6 protein-coding genes are annotated in these 20,030 nt (G+C 71.7%); all 6 read left to right on the top strand.

Going from position 1 to position 20,030, the window contains the following annotated elements:
• The first annotated feature begins 1,028 nt into the window (after positions 1-1,028).
• The 6 genes from OHA99_RS36300 to OHA99_RS36275 all read left to right on the top strand — a co-directional run bounded on the left by OHA99_RS36300 (position 1,029) and on the right by OHA99_RS36275 (position 19,322).
• Positions 1,029-2,879, top strand: coding sequence for an asparagine synthetase B family protein (locus OHA99_RS36300; RefSeq protein WP_405699121.1), 1,851 nt, complete (start codon positions 1,029-1,031; stop codon positions 2,877-2,879).
• Between the two features lie 169 nt (positions 2,880-3,048).
• The gene (locus OHA99_RS36295) at positions 3,049-4,839 is read left to right on the top strand and encodes an acyl-CoA dehydrogenase family protein (RefSeq protein ID WP_331727810.1); all 1,791 of its coding nucleotides are present in this window, start codon (positions 3,049-3,051) and stop codon (positions 4,837-4,839) included.
• The gene (locus OHA99_RS36290) at positions 4,836-14,252 is read left to right on the top strand and encodes an amino acid adenylation domain-containing protein (protein ID WP_331727807.1); all 9,417 of its coding nucleotides are present in this window, start codon (positions 4,836-4,838) and stop codon (positions 14,250-14,252) included. The genes OHA99_RS36295 and OHA99_RS36290 overlap by 4 nt, the downstream gene beginning before the upstream one ends.
• A 2-nt stretch (positions 14,253-14,254) precedes the next feature.
• Entirely contained in the window at positions 14,255-15,538 is a 1,284-nt protein-coding gene (locus OHA99_RS36285) for an MFS transporter (protein WP_331727804.1), read from the top strand.
• Positions 15,535-18,558 carry a beta-ketoacyl synthase N-terminal-like domain-containing protein gene (locus tag OHA99_RS36280; RefSeq protein WP_331727801.1) on the top strand — a complete coding sequence of 1,008 codons (3,024 nt, stop codon included), beginning with the start codon at positions 15,535-15,537 and terminating at the stop codon, positions 18,556-18,558. Before OHA99_RS36285 ends, OHA99_RS36280 begins: the two co-directional genes overlap by 4 nt.
• On the top strand, positions 18,555-19,322 hold the full coding sequence (locus OHA99_RS36275; protein WP_331727798.1) for an alpha/beta fold hydrolase: 768 nt from the start codon (positions 18,555-18,557) through the stop codon (positions 19,320-19,322). Before OHA99_RS36280 ends, OHA99_RS36275 begins: the two co-directional genes overlap by 4 nt.
• Positions 19,323-20,030: the final 708 nt, after the last annotated feature.

The raw sequence follows: 20,030 nt of genomic DNA, 5'->3' as shown, positions 1-20,030 counted from the left end.
CGCCGACACGACGGGCTGTTGTCAAACGGCGGCAAACGCAGACCGATATGCGGTCGGAGGACGGTGAAGCGGGTGAACGGAAGGTGTGCCTGGGGCCGGTCGGGACATCGACGCCCGTCCGACGCTTTCTCATGTACACGGCAGGTGGTATCACCGGTCCGTGGCAACTGAGCATGGTGGCTGACCGAGGAACCACGCCGGCGGGGAGAGCCGGTGCTACGCCCCGCCGACCCCGCTCGGCGCCCGGGACCGCGTCGTGGTGTGCCATTCACCGAGCGGCGCCCTATGGCCGCACACCGCACAACCCCGTCCGAGAAGCTCCGCGTCGGCCGGACGCTGCTGGTGTCCCCGCTCGGTGACCAGGGGTGGAGTACCTCGCCGACGCCTGGACTGCGACATCCTGCCCGCCGCGGGCCACGTCTACCCTGCGGTCGGATACGGCTCCCGGCCCGGCGTACTTGCAGTTCCAGCGCCGCGTCCAGTTCACCTGCTCCGACGTGGCAGTCGGCGAGGCGCAGCGTCAACAGCGGGCGGGTGGACACATCCCGCCCGGCACCTGCTCCAGAGCCAGTTCGGCGGCACGGGCCGCGCTGCGTACGGTGGCCCGGTCGCCTGTCAGCACCGCCAAGTCCCGCGACGGCCGACTCGATCCGTGACTGCCCCTGCCAGTCCGCCAGTCAGGGGGCCGAGCCAGACCACGTCGGCCGAGCCGGTCTAGTCCGCTGCGGCTGAGGCACGCCCGGCGCCAGCGTTCCGCGCCGTCGCCGACCGCTCCGTACCCACGCGCCAGGTACATGTGCACTGACGTCGCGACCCATGCTACGCCGGGGGTACTGCCGACGAAGTCCTCACTCTGACATCACAGTTGACCAGGCATCCGTTCAAGGATCCGCCGGTGAAGTCGCTCACAGACGTACGGCCTTCGAACTCACTAAGCTCGCGAGTGTCGTTCGATCGGCTCCCCGATCCTCAGCGTTCCCTCTCCCCCCACCTCGCTTTCGCTCGAGTGCGGCCCGAACCGTCCGCCAGTGAGCGTCACGTACCAAGCACGGCACGAATGTAAGGAAAATATGTCCGGTATCGCCGGTTGGCTCGACCGACAACGTGATGTGCGGTCGTTCAGCCTAACGGTCGAACAAATGGCATCCGCCCTCGTCGTCCGTGGCCGCGCAGGCGGCACAGCGTGGCAGGGACGCAATGTCGCCCTGATCCAAAGAGACTTAGCCCAACACCGTGGTGCGGCGATAGCCACGGACGCGCGGGGCGAGGTGCTGGCTGTAGCGGTGTGTGACGGAAGCGTGCTGCCACCGAGCGACCTCGGTTCCGGGGTGGCGCCCCCGGGGATGACGGTGGACAGCGGCAGCGACGAGTCCCAGTCCGTGCTCAGGGCCTATCTACGCTGGAGTCGGTCCGCGCCCTGCCACTTGGACGGATCTTTCGCCTTCGCTGTCTGGGACACCCGCACCCGAGAGCTCCTCCTCGGCCGTGACCGGCTCGGCATCAAGCCGCTGAGCTATGTGCTCACCCCCACCGGAGTGGTGTTCGCCTCCGACGTCGCCACCGTCGTGCGCCATCCGATGGTGCGCGCCGAGCTCGACGGTGCCGGACTGGGGGCCATCCTCACCCAGTTGCGCAGCGCCGGGCAGGGTGTCCTGCGCGGCGTGCGCGAGGTGCGTGCCGGCCACACGCTGTGCATCGCGCAGAACCGCCTGAGTGAGGAACCGTACTGGCGTCTGGAGGCCCGCCCCCACGAGTTGGACCTCGACGACACCGTCAAGCACGTCAGGGAACTGCTGAAGGACGCCGTCGGACGGGCACTGACCGGGGAGCGCGCCGCGGTACTGCTCTCGGGCGGTCTCGACTCCAGCGTGCTGACAGGCCTCGTCGCCTCCGGCGGCCGAAGCGCACCGCAGACCTTCACCGTGCTGTTCGGCGACACCGCCGCGCCGGTCCCGGACCGACCGTACGCCGAGGAGGTGGTCCGGCTGTGGGGCTGTGACCATCGGGAAGTCGCCCTTCGCCCGGGTGAGTTGCTGGATCCGGTGACGTTGGCGGAGGTGCTCGCCGCCAAGGACCAGCCGACCCCCTTCGGCGACAAGAACACCACTCCCTACCTCTTCAGCCGGCGGGTCGCCCCATACGCCCCCGTCGTGCTGAGCGGGGAGGGCGCGGACGCCCTGTTCGGTGGCCTGGGCGGCTCCATCGACGAAGGGAGGGTGCTGACCTCCTTCCCCTGGATCGAGCGTTCACGGCAGTTCGGCCTGCCCTACGGTATCGGCACCGGCCTCTTCGACCAGGCACTCCTGGAAAGCGTCGACGTCAACGGACATGTCGACCGCATGTTCCGCGAAGCCCTGGACGAGGTGCCCCGTTCGGCGGACGACGGCCCGGTCGACCGGCTCGCGCGCCAGGTGGACTACCTCACGGTCACCCGGCTGCTGGAACAGACGGTGCTGCACTCGGAGCGGCTTAGCACCGCGGCCGGACTGCAGGTGCGGTTCCCCTTCACCGACCACCGCCTGCTGTCAGCCCTGTTCAACGTGCCGGCGGCAATGAAGTCCTTTGACGGCCGGGAGAAGAGCCTGCTGCGCGCCCTGGGCCGTGACGTGGTCCCGCCGTCGGTGCTCACCCGGGCGAAGGTGCCCTATCCCATCACCTACGACCCCCAGTACAAGGCTGGCCTGCTGGACAGGCTGTGTGAACTCCTCGACGACAGCACGGCGCCTGCCCGTCCGCTCTTCGACCTGCCGGCGATCCGCCGTATGACGCAGGACCCGGCGCTGCTCGACCGCGGCGGCTGGCTCGGCCGGGCCGACGCCGAGATGGTGCTCCAACTCGACGCGTGGATGCGGCGCCTGGCCGTGCGGACCCGGCTGTAGTCGCCCGCTCCGGGCGACCGACCGGGCGCCCGTACGGGGGCCGGCCTACTCGTCTCCCAGGCCCGCGTTACTCCCACCCCCGCTTCCCTGCTCATCATCCCCGACCACCACCCGGGGTTGCTCGGCATGCCCCGACGAAGGGACAACTCCCTCGATGGGAGGACCTCACATGGCAAGGACAACACCGAACGCGACCAGCGACCCGGATCGGATCAGCTTCCTCGAAGAGCTGTACCAGGGACGTTTCCGCTGGGACCTGATTCGTGACTTCCCCCTGCAGGACCCGGCCGACGCACGGGTCGGCGACCGAATGACCGCGGAGCTGACTACTCTGTTGCACGACCGTGTCGATCCCGACGACGTAGACACGCGCGCCGCCCTGCCCGAAGGGCTGCTCGACGAGCTGGGTGCTCGCGGCTGGTTCGCGCTCCAGGCAGGCCCGTCCCTGGGCGGCCACGCGCTGTCGCACTACAACACCTTCCGCATGGTGTCGACGGCCGCGACGCACTGCACACCCGTGGCGCTCTCCCTCGCCATCGAGAACGCACTCGGTGCTGGGGCGTTCCTGTCCGTCGTCCCGGACGGCCCGCTGCGTGAGCTGCTTGGTGACGTCGTACGACGCGGCGCCCGGTCCGCCAGCGCGGACAGCGAACCCCAGGGCGCGGCCAACCAGCGGCGGTTCACCACCGCGACCCGTATCGAGGGCACCAACGACTACCTGCTCAACGGACGCAAGGTCTTCGTCGGACACGCCCCCGTCGCCGAGGTGGTGAGCGTTTCGGCCACCGTGCACGAGGACGGCGCCGACCGGGTGCGGATGTTCTTCATGCGCACCGACAGTCCCGGAGTGACCAGCGGGGACTGGCACACGTACATGGGTATCAGGGGATTCCCCAACGGCTGGCTTGAGTTCCGCGACGTGAGGGTCAGCGGTGGGCACATGCTGGTCGAGCGCGACGCCGGGCACGTCGTGCGGACCACGCCCGCAACGGCCCGGCTGGTCTGCCGGGGCCGGATGCACCTGATCGCGGCGCCCTCGCTGGCCGTAGCCCGGTTGTCGCTCGGGTGGATGCGCGACTTCGCGTCCCGGCGGGTCATCGACGGACGGCCTCTCGCGGAGTACGACGAGGTGCGGCGCCGGCTGGCCGACAGCATGGCGGAGACGTTCGCGATCGAGACCATGGCCCAGTGGTGCCTGCTCCCCGAGGACCAGGGCAGGAACCTGAACCTGCGATTCGAGCAGAACGCCGTCAAGAACGCCTCCTCGCTGCTGGCCTGGGACATCGCCGAACGCGCCATGTCGCTGCTGGCGGGCGAGGGTTACGAGACGGCATCGAGCAAGCGGCTGCGCGGCGCACCGCCCGTCCCCGTGGAGCGGTATCTGCGCGATCTGCGAAACCTGCGGATCTCCGGTGGGGTCGACTTCCAGATCGACAACTGGATCGGACGGCTGTCCATCCTGTCCTACTACTACCCGGAGCCGGAGCACGCCGAAGAGCTGCGGGAGGACGGGGTGACCCTCGACATGACGGGCACCGCCCTCACCGCCCGCAACCTGGAACACCTGCGGGCGGCGGCCACCGCGACGCGGGACTTCGGACGTATCTGCCTCGAACTTGCCCGAAGCCACCCAGATCGGGAGGAACTCGCCCGTCAGGAGCGGACTTTGATCTTGCTGGCGGCCATCGCCAGAGAGCTGCTGGGCATCTCGCTCACCCTGGCCCGCGCCTCCACCATGTCGGCTGCCGGCGACGACAGCGCCCAGCTCCTCGCCGACATCTTCTGCACCGCCGCCCGGTTGCGGATCGACACACTGCGCAGCCGCCTCCACTCCCCGTCAGCCCCAGACGTCACCGCGGTCACCACCGCCTGGATGTCCGGCGCCGGGTTCGCCTTTCTCGCCGGTGACGGCACACCTCGCCCGTCGCACACCGACCGCCCCGAAGAGAGCACCGTATGAACACCCCTGCGCAGTGCGTTCCGCTGTCCGTCGGCCAGGAGGCAATGTGGGTCGCCTGGGAACTGGATCCCGGGCAGTGGAGCCACATCATCCCCACCCCCTTCCGGGTGCGGGGCACCCTGGATGTCGGACGGCTGGAACGGGCCGTCGCCGAGATCGGTGAGGCCTTTCCGCACCTGCGGGCTCGGGTGCGCACCGCCGAACAGGGTTCCGTCCTCGACTGGTCCGACACGCCCGGGATCCCGGTCCGGCGCTCGCGTACCGAGCTGGCCCCGGACGCGGCGATCCGCAAGGCCTGGCAGGAGCCGTTCGACCTGCGCACCGGCCCGCTCGCGCGCGTCGACCTCATCGACGGCCCCGACTACACGGTTCTGTTGATCGCCGTGCACCACCTGGTGTACGACGGCGCCTCGATCCTGCTGCTCCTGGACGCCCTGCGCAGCGTCTACCAGGGTGGCGAACTGCCGCGCGAGGACCACGCGCCCGCACTCGCCGCGTTCGCCACGCACTCGCGCGAGCTGGCCGACGGCCCGGCCGGTGAGGAGCACCGCGTGTACTGGAAGTCGGCCCTCGACGGCGGCGCCGACGACTTCGCGCTGCCGTCCGGCACGCAGGAGCCCCGGTACACCGTCATCAGCGAGAAGATTCCGGCGGACCTCGCCGCCACGCTGCGCGCGCGAGCCGGCGAGGCGGGCATGTCGTACGCCACTGTGCTGATGGGCGCATACTTCGCACTGCTGAGGCGGCACAGCGGCGCCTCGGAGGTGCTGTCGTTCCTGCCGTACCATGGCCGCTGCTTGCCCGAACTGACAGGGCAAGTGGGGTACTTCGTCAACGCGCTGCCTGTCCGCGTCCCGGTGCGGGACGACGACTCCTACGCCGACCTGCTCGGCCGGGTGCGTGCCCGGGTCAAGGAGAGCCTCGAGCACGGCGACCTGCCGCTGCCAGCCGTGATGCGGTCTGCTGGACTGACCGGGCCCGACGCCCAGCGGCGCACCCACCAGACGGTGTTCCAGTACTGGCACGCCGGTCTGCGCGACGGCCTCGACGTCCACGACGTCCGGCTGCGCCACGACGGCGGCGAAGCACGGCTGAGCCTTCTGGACATGGAGAGCACCGCCGGGTTCCGTCTGGCGCTCATGGTCCGCGAGGACAGCTGCGGCACGCACCTGCTGTGGAAGGACCCGGCGGGCTCGCTGGGCGCCGCGGTGGTACAGGCCATGGCCGACGACTACCTCCAGGTGCTGCGCGCCATCGCCGACGACCCGCGCGCGAGGCTCGCCGACGTGGTCGCCATCGCCCCCGCGGCCGTGGACGCGCCCCCGCAGGGGGCCGACGATACCGGCCGAGCCGCGGGCCGCACGGCCGGGCACGACGCCCGACTGGCCGAGATGGCCGAAGTGTGGCAGGCCGTGCTCGGCACCGGGCCCGTCGCGGGCGGTGACTCCTTCTTCGAGCTGGGCGGTCACTCGCTGCTCGCCGGGACGCTCGTCGGCTCGGTGAACGACCGGTTCCCCGGCTCCGCCGCGACCATCCGCCTGCTCTTCGACCACCCGCGGCTGGAGGACTTCACCGCCCACGTCCTGCCGACCGCTCCCGCCGGTGCCCCGGCCGGCGCGCACGCTGCGGCCGGCACCGACCGCGAGGCCGCCGCCGAGCATACGTCCGCGGTGCCGCCCGCCCTCCCCATACCGGCCGTCGCCTCGGTCCCGCCGGCCGTCGACGAGGTCGCTCCCCTCCCACCCGACGCGGCCCCCACCGGCGACACCTTCCCGGCGTCGAGCTTCCAGCGCCGTATCTGGCTCGCCCAGCGTCTCGGCGATGACCCGGCGGCCTACAACGTGCCGCTCGTCTGGCGCGTGGAGCGACCGCTGGACGTGGACGGTGTCGCCCGTGCCCTGACCGCCACGATCGCGCGCCACGAGATCCTGCGCACCTCCTTCGAAGAGGTCGACGGCGAGCTGATGCAGACCGTGCGCGCGCCCTGGATCCCCTCGGTCGAACGCGTGGACCTCGGGGGCCGTCCCGAGCCGGAGAGCGCTCTGCAGGAGTGGGTGCGCACCGCGGCCCACGAGCCGTTCGACCTGCCCTCAGGCCGTCTGCTGACCGCCGCGCTCATCGAATTGGGGGCCGCCGGGCAGGTGCTCTTCGTGTGCCTGCACCACCTGCTGTGGGACGGTGAATGCGAGGGCATTCTGCTCAGGGAGCTCAACGCCCACTACACGGATCCCGCGCCGGCCACCACGGCTGCCTCCGCCGCCGGCGGGCGTACCAGTACCCGGGAAGGCGGGCAGGTTCATCCGGCGTCGGCACACCAGGAACGCATGTGGTTCGTCGATCGGTTCGAGAACGGCCATCTCTACCCAGCCGCGCCCACCTACCACAACCTCCCCCTCTTCCTGCGGCTGGACGTGCTACCGGACAGGGCGGACCTGGCGCGGCGCACCGCAGCCGTCGTGCGCGCGCACGAGGCGTTGCGCACTGAACTCGTGGAACTGGGCGGCCGCGTCGTACAGCGGGTGCGGGCCGAAGCGTCCATCGTGCCCGAGTGGTTGCCCGCCGCTTCCGGTGCGTCCGGGGCACCGGACGACCTGGAGGCACCCGGCGCTCTGAGCGCCTGGGCCCGTGCTCCGTTCGACCTGTCCGGCGGGCCGCTGCTGCGGGTCGCCGTGCTGCCCGAGGCAGGCTCCACGGGCGGCTGGATAGCGCTGAGCGGCCACCAGGCCGTGGCCGACCGGTGGTCGCTGGAGACCGTCGCCCGGCAGATCATGGCCGGTCCGGCGGCTGAGGCGCTCGTGCCCACCAGCTACCAGGCATGGCGCGACGCCGACGACAAGGAAACCCGGCTCGCTCATCTGACCGCCCGGGCCGCGGTGCTGAGCCCGCCCGCCGACCCCCTTCGACTGCCCGAACGCCGTACTCGCGACGCCGTACACGTCTACGAGGAACGGGCGGTGACGTTCACCGTCCCCGCCGACGTTGCACTGAGGCGAGCCGCCGACCGGCTCGGTGCCCCGGTCTCGGACGTTGCCCTCGCAGCCTTCGCGGCCCTGCTGCTGTGGTACTCCGGGCAGGAGGACATGGTGCTCGGCCTGTCCCACCCCGCGCGCAAGGAGCGGGACGCGCAGGTCGTCGGACCGCTGAGCAACCTGCTGCCCGTGCGCCTGCGTCCGGCCGCCGGGCTCAGCTTCGCCGAACTAGTCGAAGACACCGCCACCGAGACGGCGCACGCCCGCGCCCACGACCGGGCACCGTTCGACGAGTTGGTCCGGCTGGTCGACCCGTCCAAGGACATGAGCCGCACAGCGCTGTTCGACGTGCTGTACAGCTACCTCCCTGCCATGGGGCCGTTGCCCGGACCGGACGGCGGCCCGGTGCGCCCAGTGGACACCGCCGGTGGCCGCGGCAAGTACGACCTGCACCTGTGCCTGCAACCGGACGGCGACGGCCACCGCGCCCATCTCGTCTACAACGGCCGGTACTTCGACCACGACCAGATGACCGCGATGGCCGGACACTACGTGAGCGCCCTGCGTCTGCTGACGGAGCGGCCCGAGTCCGCGGTGGCCGCGGCCGACCTGCTCTCGGAGCGCGAGCGCTTCACCCAGTTGCGGGTGTGGAACGCGACCGAGGCCGCCTACGAGGAGACGCCCGCGCACGAGCTGATCCGGCGGCGGGCGCAGGACCGCCCCGCGGACGTGGCACTCACCCACGGTGCGGACTCGGTCGCCTATGGTGATCTGCTGGCCGACGCGGAGGCGGTCGCGCGCGCTCTGCTCTCGGCGGGCGTGCGGCAGGGGGAACTGGTCGCCCTACTGTTCCCGCGCGGCACGGACCAGGTGCGCGCGATCCTGGGCACCCTGCTGGCTGGCGCCGCCTATCTGCCCATCGACCCCGCCGCCCCCGACGAGCGACGTGCTTTCATCCTGTCGGACTCGGGCGTCCGGCTCGCGCTCGCCCCGTCGCCGGTGCCAGACAGGCAGGGTTTCGACGGGCGGGTGCTCGCCCTGGACCAACTGCTCGGCCCGGCGCACCGGGACGGGAAGACCCCACTGCCACCGGTCACGCTGGATTCCCCCGCCTACTGCATCTACACCTCAGGCACCACCGGACGGCCCAAGGGGGTCGTGCTCACCCACCGCAACCTGGTGCGGCTGCTCGTCAACAACCGGCTTCCGTTCGCCTTCGGACCGAAGGACGTGTGGACGATGTTCCACTCCTACGCCTTCGACTTCTCCGTGTGGGAGCTGTTCGGCGGTCTGGTGCACGGCGGTCGGGTCGTTCTCGTCTCCGAGGACGAGACCCGGGACCCTGGGCTGTTCCTCACACTGCTCCAGCGCGAACGCGTCACCGTGCTGAACCAGACGCCCAGCGCGTTCCGCCGACTGCTCGGCCTGCGGCCCTCGGCAGCGGAGGGGCTCGCCGCGCTGCGCTATGTGGTCTTCGGCGGCGAGGCCTTGCGGCCGACGATGCTGACCGAGTGGTCCGAGCGGTTCCCGCACGTGCGGCTGGTCAACATGTACGGCATCACGGAGACCACCGTGCACGCCAGCGTCCGCACCGTCACCCAGGGCGACATGGAGTCCGACAGCAGCGTGGTAGGAACACCCATCCCGACCACGCGGCTGTACCTGCTGGACCGACACACCGGCCGCCGGCTGCTGCCGGTCGGCGCCGTGGGCGAGATCTACGTCGGCGGCGACGGCGTGGCGGGCGGCTATCTCCACCGGCCCGAGCTGACCGCCGAACGCTTTGTGCCGTCTCCGTTCGGCGACGGCACCCTGTTCCGCAGCGGTGACCTCGCCGCCTACCTGCCCGACGGCAGCCTGCGGTTCGTCGGACGCGCCGACTCGCAGCTGCAGTTGCGGGGGTACCGCATCGAACCGGGAGAGGTGCAGACCCGCCTGTGCGAGCACCCGGACGTCTCCGACGCCGTCGTGTTCGCGGAGGACGACCGGATGATCGCCGCCGTGCAAAGCGAACGCGCCCTGAGTGCAAGCGAGTTGCGCGATCACCTGGCAACCCGGCTGCCCTCGTACATGCTGCCCTCGTTGTTCCATGTGGTGGCGCACATCCCGCTGACCGTCAACGGCAAAGTGGACGAGGCGTCGCTGCGGGCGCGGGCCGCCGCGACGGCGGCCGGCCCCCGGGGTGAGCCGCGCGCCGGAACGGCGGCCGTGCTGGCGGCGGTGTGGCGCGACCTCCTGGACGTCTCGTCGGTGAGCGAGGACGACTCGTTCTTCGCGCTGGGCGGGCACTCCATGCTGGCGGTGCGGCTCGTCGGCGAGATCGCCGACCGGTTCGGCACGGACCTGCCGATCAAGACGCTGTTCGAGTCGCCGCGCCTCGGCGATCTGGCCGAGGTGGTGGACCGGGCCGCCGGCCAGCCGACACCCGCCGTGACCGCGACGTCCGCGGACACCGGTGTCTGCGGCGGGCCGCCACCTGCTGCCACCGGGGAGACGTCGGCGCCCGCGAGCGCCTTCCAGCGGCGCGTCTGGCTGGCCGAGCAGACCGGGCAGTCGGCAGCGAACGTCTTCCTCGGCTGGACTGCCGACGGCCGGCTGGACACGGCGGTCCTGGAGGAGACTTTGGCCCGCCTGGTCGCCGGTCACGAGATCCTGCGTACCGCGTTCGCGGCGCACGGCGGCACCGTACGACAGGTCGTCCAGGCGCCCTGGCGACCGCGCATCGAGGTGTGTGTCCCCGCTCCCGACGAGGGTCCCGCGGACACGGCGGCACGGTGGCTCGACGCTGCCGCCGCCCAGTCCTTCGACCCGGCCTCGGGACGACTGCTGCGCGCCGCCGTCGCGGACTGCGGCCCGCGCGGGCAGGCGTTCATGCTCTGTCTGCACCACCTCGTCGTGGACGGTGAGTCCGTGCCCGTCCTGCTGCGCGAGCTCGAACGCTGTCACCGCGACATCCTCGCCGGCGAGCCCTCCGCACCGCCGGCACTCCAGTACCGGGAGCACAGCGCCGTGATGGAGCGCCCGGATGACACCCGCCGCGCCATCGACCTGGACTTCTGGTCGGAGCGGCTGTCCGGGTGGCCGTCCGGGCTCGACCTGCCGGCACCGGCCCGGGCGGAGGCGAACGGGGCGGTCCGCCTTCCCCTGCCCGCGCGTTTGCTCGGCTCGCTGCGACCGGTGATGGACGAGCACGGCGTGAGCTGGTTCATGATCGTGGCGGCGGCGCTGGCCTCGGGTCTGCACCGGTGGAGCGGTCTGCCGCGGGTGACCATCGGTGTTCCGGCAAGCATCCGGGACCGGGACAGCGCCGATCTGCTGGGCCCGTGCCTCAATCACGTCGTCCTGCGGTCCTCGGTGCGCGGCGACGCACCCGCCGGGGAGGTACTGCGCGCGATGCGCACGGAGGTGCTGGACGCCTTCGAGCACGCCCGGACTCCCTTCGACGAGGTGCTCGCACGGCTGCGGCCGGACCAGGCCGCCGACCTGCCGCCGTTCGGCGACGTTGTGCTGAACATGAACCTGCGCGGCGACCGGAGTGCTGTGCTGGGTGGCACGGCGTTGCGCCCGGTGTTCGCCGAGTGGCTGTGGTCCAACGAGGCCAAGTTCGGCATCACGCTGACCGTGGCCGAGCAGGACGGCGAGCTGGACGCCGTGCTCTCCCACCGAGGCGACCGGGTGTCCGCCGAGGACGCGGCACGCCTGGCGGACACGGTCACCGCGTTCCTCGTCGAGCTGTCGGCCGGGGGATGGCCTCCCCAGTACCGGGACTTCGTCCGCGCCCAGGAGGCGGACCGCGCCGGCGCCCGTCACGAGGCGGCCCTCGCGCACTGGCGGAAGCGGCTGAGCGGAGCGTCCGCGTACGTCGACCTTCCGGAGCCGCAGGAGCCGGCTCCGCACGGTGTGGTGGAGATACTGATGGCCGCGGGCATTGGCGAGCGGCTGCGCGCGCTGCACGAGCGGCACGGGTTCTCGCCGTTCATGACGGCGGCCACGGCACTGGCCCTGGTGCTGCACCACCGCACCCGCGTGAACGACGTCGTCATCAGCAGCCCGATGACCAACCGCGGCCGGGACGGCCTCGCGGACGTGTTCGGGCCGTGTCTGAACACCGTCGCGCTGCGCTCCCGGTTCCGGCCGGAGGCCACCGTGCGCGAGGCACTGGAGGCGATGCGGGACACGACACTGGACGCCTTCGCCCACTGCCAGGTGCCCTTCGAGGACGTCGTCGACCAGCTCAACCCGCCGCGCAGGCCGGGCCGCACCCCGTTCTGCGACGTCTCGCTGGCCTTCAGCACCGCCGCAGTGCGTCCGCCGACGCTCGGCGGACGCGGCCTCGCCGCCGTCGAACTCGACGGCGGCGACGCGGCGTACACCGGAAAGCTGGGGCTGACGGTCGCATTTGTCCTCGACGGAGGTGAAATGCGCGGCCGTATCGCCTACGACGGCGGCCGGATCCGCCGTCCGGACGTGGAGCAGATGGCCGGCACGCTGGCCACCCTGCTGGAAGGGCTGCCCGAGGACCTGGACGCTCCCATCACCAGTCTGGAACTCCTCCCGCCCGGACAGCTCGACCACATGCGGGAGTGGGAGCAGGGACCGCTGCCGGGCCCGGCCACGACGGTGCCGCGGCTCCTGCTGGAGCAGGCGCGCACCAGGCCCGACGCTACGGCGATCGACAACAGCCGGGGCGCTCTCAGCTACCGCGGGCTGGTCGCCCGGGCCCGCTCGCTGGCCGGGACGATCCGTCCGCACCTTCCGGTCGTCGAGCCCACAGTCGCCCTACTCCTGGAGCGCGGCGAGGACTTTGTCGTCGGCATGCTGGCCGCCTGGTTCGCCGGGGCGGCGTTCTGCCCGCTCGACCCCTCCTGGCCGGCCGCCCGGCAGGAGCTGGTCCTCGACGACGTCCGTGCCGACGTGCTGCTGACCCGCGGACCGGTCTCGCCGTCAGCCGGCCGGGCCACAGTCCTCGACGTCGCGGACACAGTGACGTCCGAGGGCGACGACGCCATGGGCGCCAAGGGCCTGCCCGACTGGTCCCCCGATACCAGGGCGTACGTCATCTACACCTCCGGTACCACCGGCAGGCCCAAGGGTGTCGTCGTCCGGCACGGCGGCCTGGCCAACCTGGTGCGCTCGGTGGGGAACACCCAGGGCATCGTCCCCGAGGACCGCTGCGCGCACCTGCTGAGCGTCAGCTTCGACTCCTCGCAGATGGAGGTGTGGCAGGCGCTGGCCCACGGTGCCTGCCTGGTACCGCACGAGGAGCCGGTGACCGCCTCCACCCTCGGCGAGTGGCTGGACCGCAAGGGCGCGACCGTGGCATTCTGCGCCACCGCGCTCGCCGAGGCCATGTGGAGCACCGGCACCGAGTCCCCACGCGGCCTACGCTGGCTGGGCATCGGCGGCGCGGCGCTGTCCCAGCGCCCACCGGCCGGACTGCCCTACCGGCTACTCAACTCCTACGGGCCGACCGAGAACACAGTCGCTGCGTCGGAACACATCGTCGACGCCACCGGCACCGCGCCGCTGAACTGCATCGGCCGGCCCATCGCAGGCGTGCGGGTGCTCGTCCTCGACCCGGCCGGGCGACGGTGCCCGCTCGGCACCATCGGCGAGATCCATCTCGCCGGGGACAGCCTCGCCGCGGAGTACCTGGGGCAGCCCGAGCTGACGGCGGAGCGGTTTCGCACCATCCATCTGGATGAACGGCCGCTGCGCGTCTACGGCACCGGTGACCTCGGTCGCCGACTGGCCGACGGCACGGTGGAGTACCTGGGCCGGGCCGACCGGCAGCTCAAGCTCCGCGGCTACCGCATCGAACCCGGCGAGATCGAGCACTTCCTGCTGCGCCAGCCCGAAGTCGCCCATGCCGCCGTGACGGGCGACCCCCAGCGCACCCCGGCCCTGGTGGCCTACATCACCGCGAAGGGCGCTCAGGCGCCCGACCATGCCGAACTGCTGCGCCGGGCCAGGGCGGAGCTGCCCGTCTTCATGGTGCCGGAAGCCGTCGTGGTGCTGCCCGCGCTGCCGCTGACCAGCAGTGGCAAGGTCGACCACGCCGCACTGCCGCGGCCCGAGCGCGCCGACCTCGTCGGACCGGCCGGTCACGTCGCACCGGGCAACAAGACCGAGTGGCGCGTGGCCGCACTCTGGTCGGAGGTTCTGGGGCTGCACGCCGTCTCGGTCCATGACAACTTCTTCGACCTCGGCGGCAACTCGCTGGCGCTGGCCAAGCTGCACAGCAGGGTCGTCGCGGCGTTCGGCAGGGAGCTGCCGATCACCGCGCTGTTCGAGCATCCGACCGTCGCCGCCCTGGCGCGTGCGCTCGACCACGCGCACCGACCCGGCGATCCGGCTGGCCAGACCGCATCCAGGCGTCCGCAGCGGTCCGGCCGAAAGGCCCGGCGCGGTCGGCGCGGTTCCGGCACGACGGGAGGGGCCTGACCATGACGAACGGAACCACACCGGTCACCCCGGCCGGCCCCGCCCCCGGCATCCAGCAGCACCGCACTCTGCGCGTGCTTCTGGTCGGCGAGACGGTCTCCATGCTCGGCACCCAGCTCAGCGCCGTCGCCATGCCCTGGCTGGTACTCCAGATGACGGGATCCGCAGGGGACATGGGGCTGGTGATGGCTTCCCAGCTGGCCGCCATCGCGGTGTTCGGCTTCTTCGGCGCCTCCTGGACCGGGCGCCTCGGACCGCGCGCCGTCCTGTTGACCGGGGACACCGTGCGCGCCCCGCTCGTGGGGCTGCTGCCATTGCTGTACACCCTCGGCTACCTGAACACGGCCACGCTCGTGGTGGTGATGTTCGCGATCGGCGCGTTCTACGCGCCATACACCGCGAGCCAGCAGGCGATCCTGCCAGGCGTCGTCGGTGAGGACGAGCAACTGCTCGGCCGGGCCAACGCCGCCTTGCAGAGCGCCACGCGGCTCAGCGTGCTGCTGGGCCCGGTGCTCGGCGGTGTGCTCATCTCGCTACTCGGTGCGCCGACCGTCCTCCTCATAGACGCGGTGTCCTTCGCCTGCTCGGCCGTGCTGCTCCGGCTGTACCTGCCACACACCCCGCGCGCCGCCACCGGGCCGGGCCGCCGCTCCCCGGCGGCCGGGCTCCGGCTGCTGATGCGTGACCGGCTGCTCGGCACCTGGTCGGTGGCGCTGGCGCTCGGAGAAATGGCCTGGCAGGCGCTGTTCGCCCTGCTGCCGGTGATCGCGGTCACCCGCGAGCACGGCGCGTCGGTGGTCGCGGGCGGTCTACTCACCGCCTTCGGAGGCGGCGCGCTGACCGGCACCCTGCTGGCCGGACGGCTGCTGCGCCGGTTCCCCGCCCGCACCCTCGGCCTCACCGGCCGGGTGGCGCTGGGCGTGAGCTTCCTGGCACTGCCTCTGCCACTCGGTCTGCCGGTCCTGTTCGTCCTGCTGGTGTGCGTCGGCTTCCTGAACGGTGTCTCCTCCGCGCCGGTCGCCACCGTCCGGGTGCTGCGCATCCCGCAGGCCCAGCGGCCCGAGGCGCTCACCGCCGCGACCGCGCTGGCACTGATCGGCGGGACCGCGGGCTGGGTGCTGTCCGGCACGGTCGCCCAGAAGGCCGGGCTGAGCCCCGCCTTCTGGGGGCTGGCCGCCCTACAGCTGACGGCCGCAGCTCTATTCGTCCTCGGCGTCGTGGGCACCCCCTCCCCAGCGCCTGCCGCGTCCTCCCCCGCCCCGCACTCCACCAAGGATTCTCGATGACCTACGACCAGCAAGAAGCCCAGGAACACCTCGTCGCGGTGGTGGCCATGGCCGGCCGGTTCCCCGGCGCTCCGGACGTGGAGCGATTCTGGGAGAACCTCTGCGCTGGCCGGGAGTCGATCTCCGTGCTGCCCGACCGCGCCGACCCCGCGCACCCTGACTACGTCCCGGCCTACGGGGTGCTGGAGAGGCCCGGCGAATTCGACGCGCCCTACTTCGGCCTGTCGGCCCACGACGCGCTCATCACCGATCCGCAGCAGCGGCTGCTGCTGGAGTGCGCCCACGAGGCACTGGAGCGGGCGGGGCACGGCGGCGAGCACCGCCCGGTGACCGGGGTCTTCGTCGGCGCCGGGAACAATGGGTACGCCGAGGCCGTGCGCGCTCGCATTGACGAACTGCCCTTCCTGGACGAGTGGCAGCTGCGGCAGGCAACCGCACCCGACTTCGTCAGCACCCGCATCGCCTACCACCTGGACCTGACCGGGCCGGCTCTGACAGTGCAGACGGCGTGCTCGACCTCTCTGGTGGCGGTGCACCTAGCGGTGCGGGCGCTGCTGAACGGCGAATGCGATCTCGCGCTCGCCGGGGGTGCGAGCGTCGTCCCGCACCTGCCCCGCCTGCGCTACACACCCGGCGGCATCGTCGCGGCCGACGGGCACTGCCGTGCGTTCGACGCCGACAGCGACGGTACGGTCGCCGCGAGCGCGGTGGGCGTCGTCGTGCTGCGGCCGCTGCCGGATGCTCTGGCCGACGGTGACCACGTGCACGCGGTGATCCGCGGCTCCGCGGTGAACAACGATGGGCGGCACAAGGCGGGCTTCACCGCACCGAGCGTGGTGGGCCAGGCCGAGGTGATCCGCCTCGCCCACGAGGCCGCCGGGATCGACCCGAACGAGGTCGGCTACGTCGAGGCGCACGGTACGGGCACCGCGCTCGGCGACCCGATCGAAGTGGCCGCGCTGTCGCAGGCCTTTGGGCCCGCCACCGGCCGCACCGGCCCCTGCGTGCTCGGCTCGGTGAAGTCGAACATCGGGCACGCCGACTCGGCGGCCGGCGTGGTCAGTTTCATCAAGGCGGTCCTCAGCGTGGAACACGGCGTCGTGCCGGCCACGCTGCACTACCGCAGCCCGAACCCCACCATCGACTTCTCCTCCGCCGCCTTCGAAGTGAACGGCCACACGCGCGCGTGGCCGACCGAGGGCACGCGGATCGCCGGCGTCAACGCGCTCGGCGTCGGTGGAACCAACGCGCACGTCGTGCTGGAACAGGCGCCGCCGGCCGTGCCGTCCGAACCGGTCGGCCGTCCACAGTTGCTGGTGGTCTCCGGCCGTACTCCGCAGGCGGCCGACACCGCGGCAGGCCGGCTGGCTGACCACCTGGCCGCGCGTCCCGAGACACATTTGGCCGACACGGCCTGGACCCTCCAGACCGGCCGTGCCCACCACACTTACCGCAGGTTCGTGGTCGCCGACGATGCCCCAGAGGCGGTGTCCGCACTGCGCGGTGCGCGCCGGGCCACCGGGCCCGGCGCCCCGTCCGACGCCGAGTTGGTATTCCTCTTCCCCGGCCAGGGCGGCCAGCACGTCGGCATGACCACCGAGTTGTACGCCGACGAGCCGGAGTTCCGGCGGCACATGGACGAGGTGGCCGAGGCGGTGACGGGCTCCCTCGGCCTGGACCTGCGGGAGGTGCTGTATCCCGGCACCGAGACCGAACGTCTCGCCGCGACGGGCCAGTTGGCGACCATCGCCGTCGGTCAGCCCGCGGTGTTCGCGGTGCAGTACGCCACCACCGCGCTGCTGTCGTCGTGGGGTCTGCGGCCGAGCGCCGTCACCGGGCACAGCCTCGGCGCGTACGCCGCGGCCTGCGCGGCCGGGACTTTCTCACTGGTCGACGCGGCACGCCTGGTGGCCGAACGGGGCCGGCTCCTCGGCACCGTTCCCGCCGGGGCGATGGCCGCCGTACGCCTGCCAGAGGAGGACGTGCTGCCGCTGCTGCCGGACGACATCACGATCGGTGCGGTCAACGGCCCGGGGCAGTGCACCGTGACCGGTCCGGCCGCGTCCGTGGCCCGGTGGGCGGAGGAACTCACCAGACGCGGCGTTGAGGTCCGGGTGCTTCGGATCGCCACGGCGGGACACTCGCCGCTCGTCGAGCCGATCGCCCGCCGCTTTGCCGAGGCGGTGGAGGCTGTGCCACGGGAGCAACCCGGTGTGCCGTTCCTCTCTGACACGACCGGATCGTGGGCCGGCTCCGACGATGTCCGCTCAGCGGAGTACTGGGTACGGCACCTGCGGCGACCCGTGCGTTTCGGCCAAGCCCTGGACACCCTGTTCGGTACCCCGGACCGGGTGCTGGTCGAGGTGGGCCCCGGCCGTACCCTGGCCACCCTGGCCCGTCAGCATCCGAACTACGACGGCAAGCAGGCCGTCGTGCACCTCGCGCCGCATCCGGCGGAGGACACATCGCAGACGGCGACCCTCCTCGCCGGTGTGGGCGAGTTGTGGGCGCGCGGCGCACGGGTGGACTTCGCAGCGCTGCAGGACAGTCGGTCACGGCGCCGGGTGGCGCTGCCCACCTATCCGTTCGAACGCCGCGACCACCTGGTGCCGGCGCCGCCCGAGGCCGGCGCCGCAGCAGCACCGACGCCGCCGGCGCCGGGCGTGCCGCGCACCGCACCCACCGCACCGGTACCGCAAGCGGTCGCCGGCGCCGGGGCATCGATCACACCGGCCACGGACCGCCCGCCCCTGCTGGGCGCCGTGCTCGGCGCGTTCACCCAGGCCCTCGGCTACCCGGACATCGACCCGCACGACGGTCTCTTCGACCTCGGGGGGGACTCGCTGACCGCGATGAAACTCGCCGCCTGGGCCGCCGCCTCGTTCCACGTCACCGTCAAAGCCGCCGATGTCTTGCGCTCCCAGACCCCGGCCGCTCTCGCCGCGCTGCTGGACGAGCATGGGGCGAGGACCGGTTCCGCCGGTTCCGCCGGTTCCGCCGAGGAGGTTCCCACCCCGTGACCACTCCCCCGTCCTCCGCATTGCCGCCCGGTATTACCACGCGGCGCAGCCGCTGGCTGACCGGCCGCCCTCCTACCCAGCCTCCGCGGCGCCACCTGTACTGCTTCCCCCACTCGGGCGGGCTTCCCGGTGAGTTCGTCCGCTGGAGGATACAGTTGACGGGCACCCAAGTTTACGGGATCTGTCCGCCGGGACGGGGCAGCCGGGCCGGCGAGCCAGCGATCGCCGATCTCGGCACGCTGGTGCGGGAGTTGCTCGAGGAGACGGAGTTCGTCCCGCCGTACGATCTCTTCGGGCACAGCTTGGGCGCGCTGATCGCCTACGAGGTGGCGCGGGAACTCTTCGCACGAGGCCGCCCGTTGCCCGAGCGTCTTATCGTTTCGGCGTTTCCGGCGCCGCATCTGCCCCGTCCGGTCACGGGGCTGGCTGACACGCCTGACGAGGAACTGGTCGCCTCCCTGAACGAACGCTATGGCGGCATCCCGGCATACCTGGCCGCGGACACGGAACTGATGGCATTACTTCTCCCCGTGTTCCGCGCCGACTTCGCCCTTCTGGACGGCTACTCGCACCGGCCGGGCGAGTCGCTTCCGGTTCCCATGGAGGTGGTGGGTGGGGACACCGACGAAGTCACCGCCGACCAGCTCAAGCAGTGGGAGCGTCACAGCACCTCCACCGTGCGGGTGCACCGGTTTGCAGGCGGCCACTTCTACTTCCGCGAGGAACCGGCGCCACTTCTGACCGTACTGGCGCAGCACACCTGACACCGCCCGACCGTGGCGAGGTCATGGCCGACTGCAGCTCGCCGGTGCGGCTACGGCCGACGGTGGCCTGGGGCGGGCCGGGGACCGGGGACACAACCTCTTGCCCCTGGCCCGGATCTCCGCCCCTCCCCCAAACCGGGAGGAAGGACCCGGCAATCACCGTCTGCCGTCACGACAAACTCACCGCTCATCTCCGCGCGGCCGGCCTTGGAGCCATCGCCGACCTCGAATTCGTCGGACTCGACGACAGCGGCCCGGACGGCGATCGGGCGGTGATCACCGGCTACAAGGCTGCCCGGAACCGGTCCCTGACCCGCGGCCAAAAACTGTCCAACAAGGCACTGGCCGCAGTGCGCGCGCCCCGGTCGAGCACGGCTTCGCCCACGTGAAGAAGTGGCGCGTCCTGAGCAAGAGCCGAACGGATCCAAGGTGGGCGACCAGCGTGTACGACTGGCTGCGGCGCGAGGCGGAGATGCAGGTCGCCAACTGCCATGACGAACTGCGTCGGCGCAGCCTCAGTGTGATGCCGGTGGGCGACTCGATCACGGCGGGCTTCAAGAGCACCAACGGTGAGATGTCGCTCGCGCCTGTGGAACAGGCTGAACGAGTCCACGCAGGACCTGAACTTCGTCGGGACGCAGCACAGCGGCAGTACGGTCGACACCGACCACGAGGGTACAGAGGGATGGAGATCGACTACGTGGCCGA

Origin of the sequence: Streptomyces coelicoflavus (genome assembly GCF_045041415.1) — a bacterium.
Taxonomy (GTDB): domain Bacteria; phylum Actinomycetota; class Actinomycetes; order Streptomycetales; family Streptomycetaceae; genus Streptomyces; species Streptomyces coelicoflavus.
The sequence above is the reverse complement of the archived record's forward strand: the minus strand, read 5'-3'. Positions and strand labels throughout refer to the sequence as shown.

What these genes read in the sequence shown, in the direction of transcription:
- OHA99_RS36295 (WP_331727810.1), top strand. Translation starts at nt 3,049, where the DNA reads ATGGCAAGGACAACACCGAACGCGACCAGCGACCCGGATCGGATCAGC.
- OHA99_RS36290 (WP_331727807.1), top strand. Translation starts at nt 4,836, where the DNA reads ATGAACACCCCTGCGCAGTGCGTTCCGCTGTCCGTCGGCCAGGAGGCA.
- OHA99_RS36285 (WP_331727804.1), top strand. Translation starts at nt 14,255, where the DNA reads ATGACGAACGGAACCACACCGGTCACCCCGGCCGGCCCCGCCCCCGGC.
- OHA99_RS36280 (WP_331727801.1), top strand. Translation starts at nt 15,535, where the DNA reads ATGACCTACGACCAGCAAGAAGCCCAGGAACACCTCGTCGCGGTGGTG.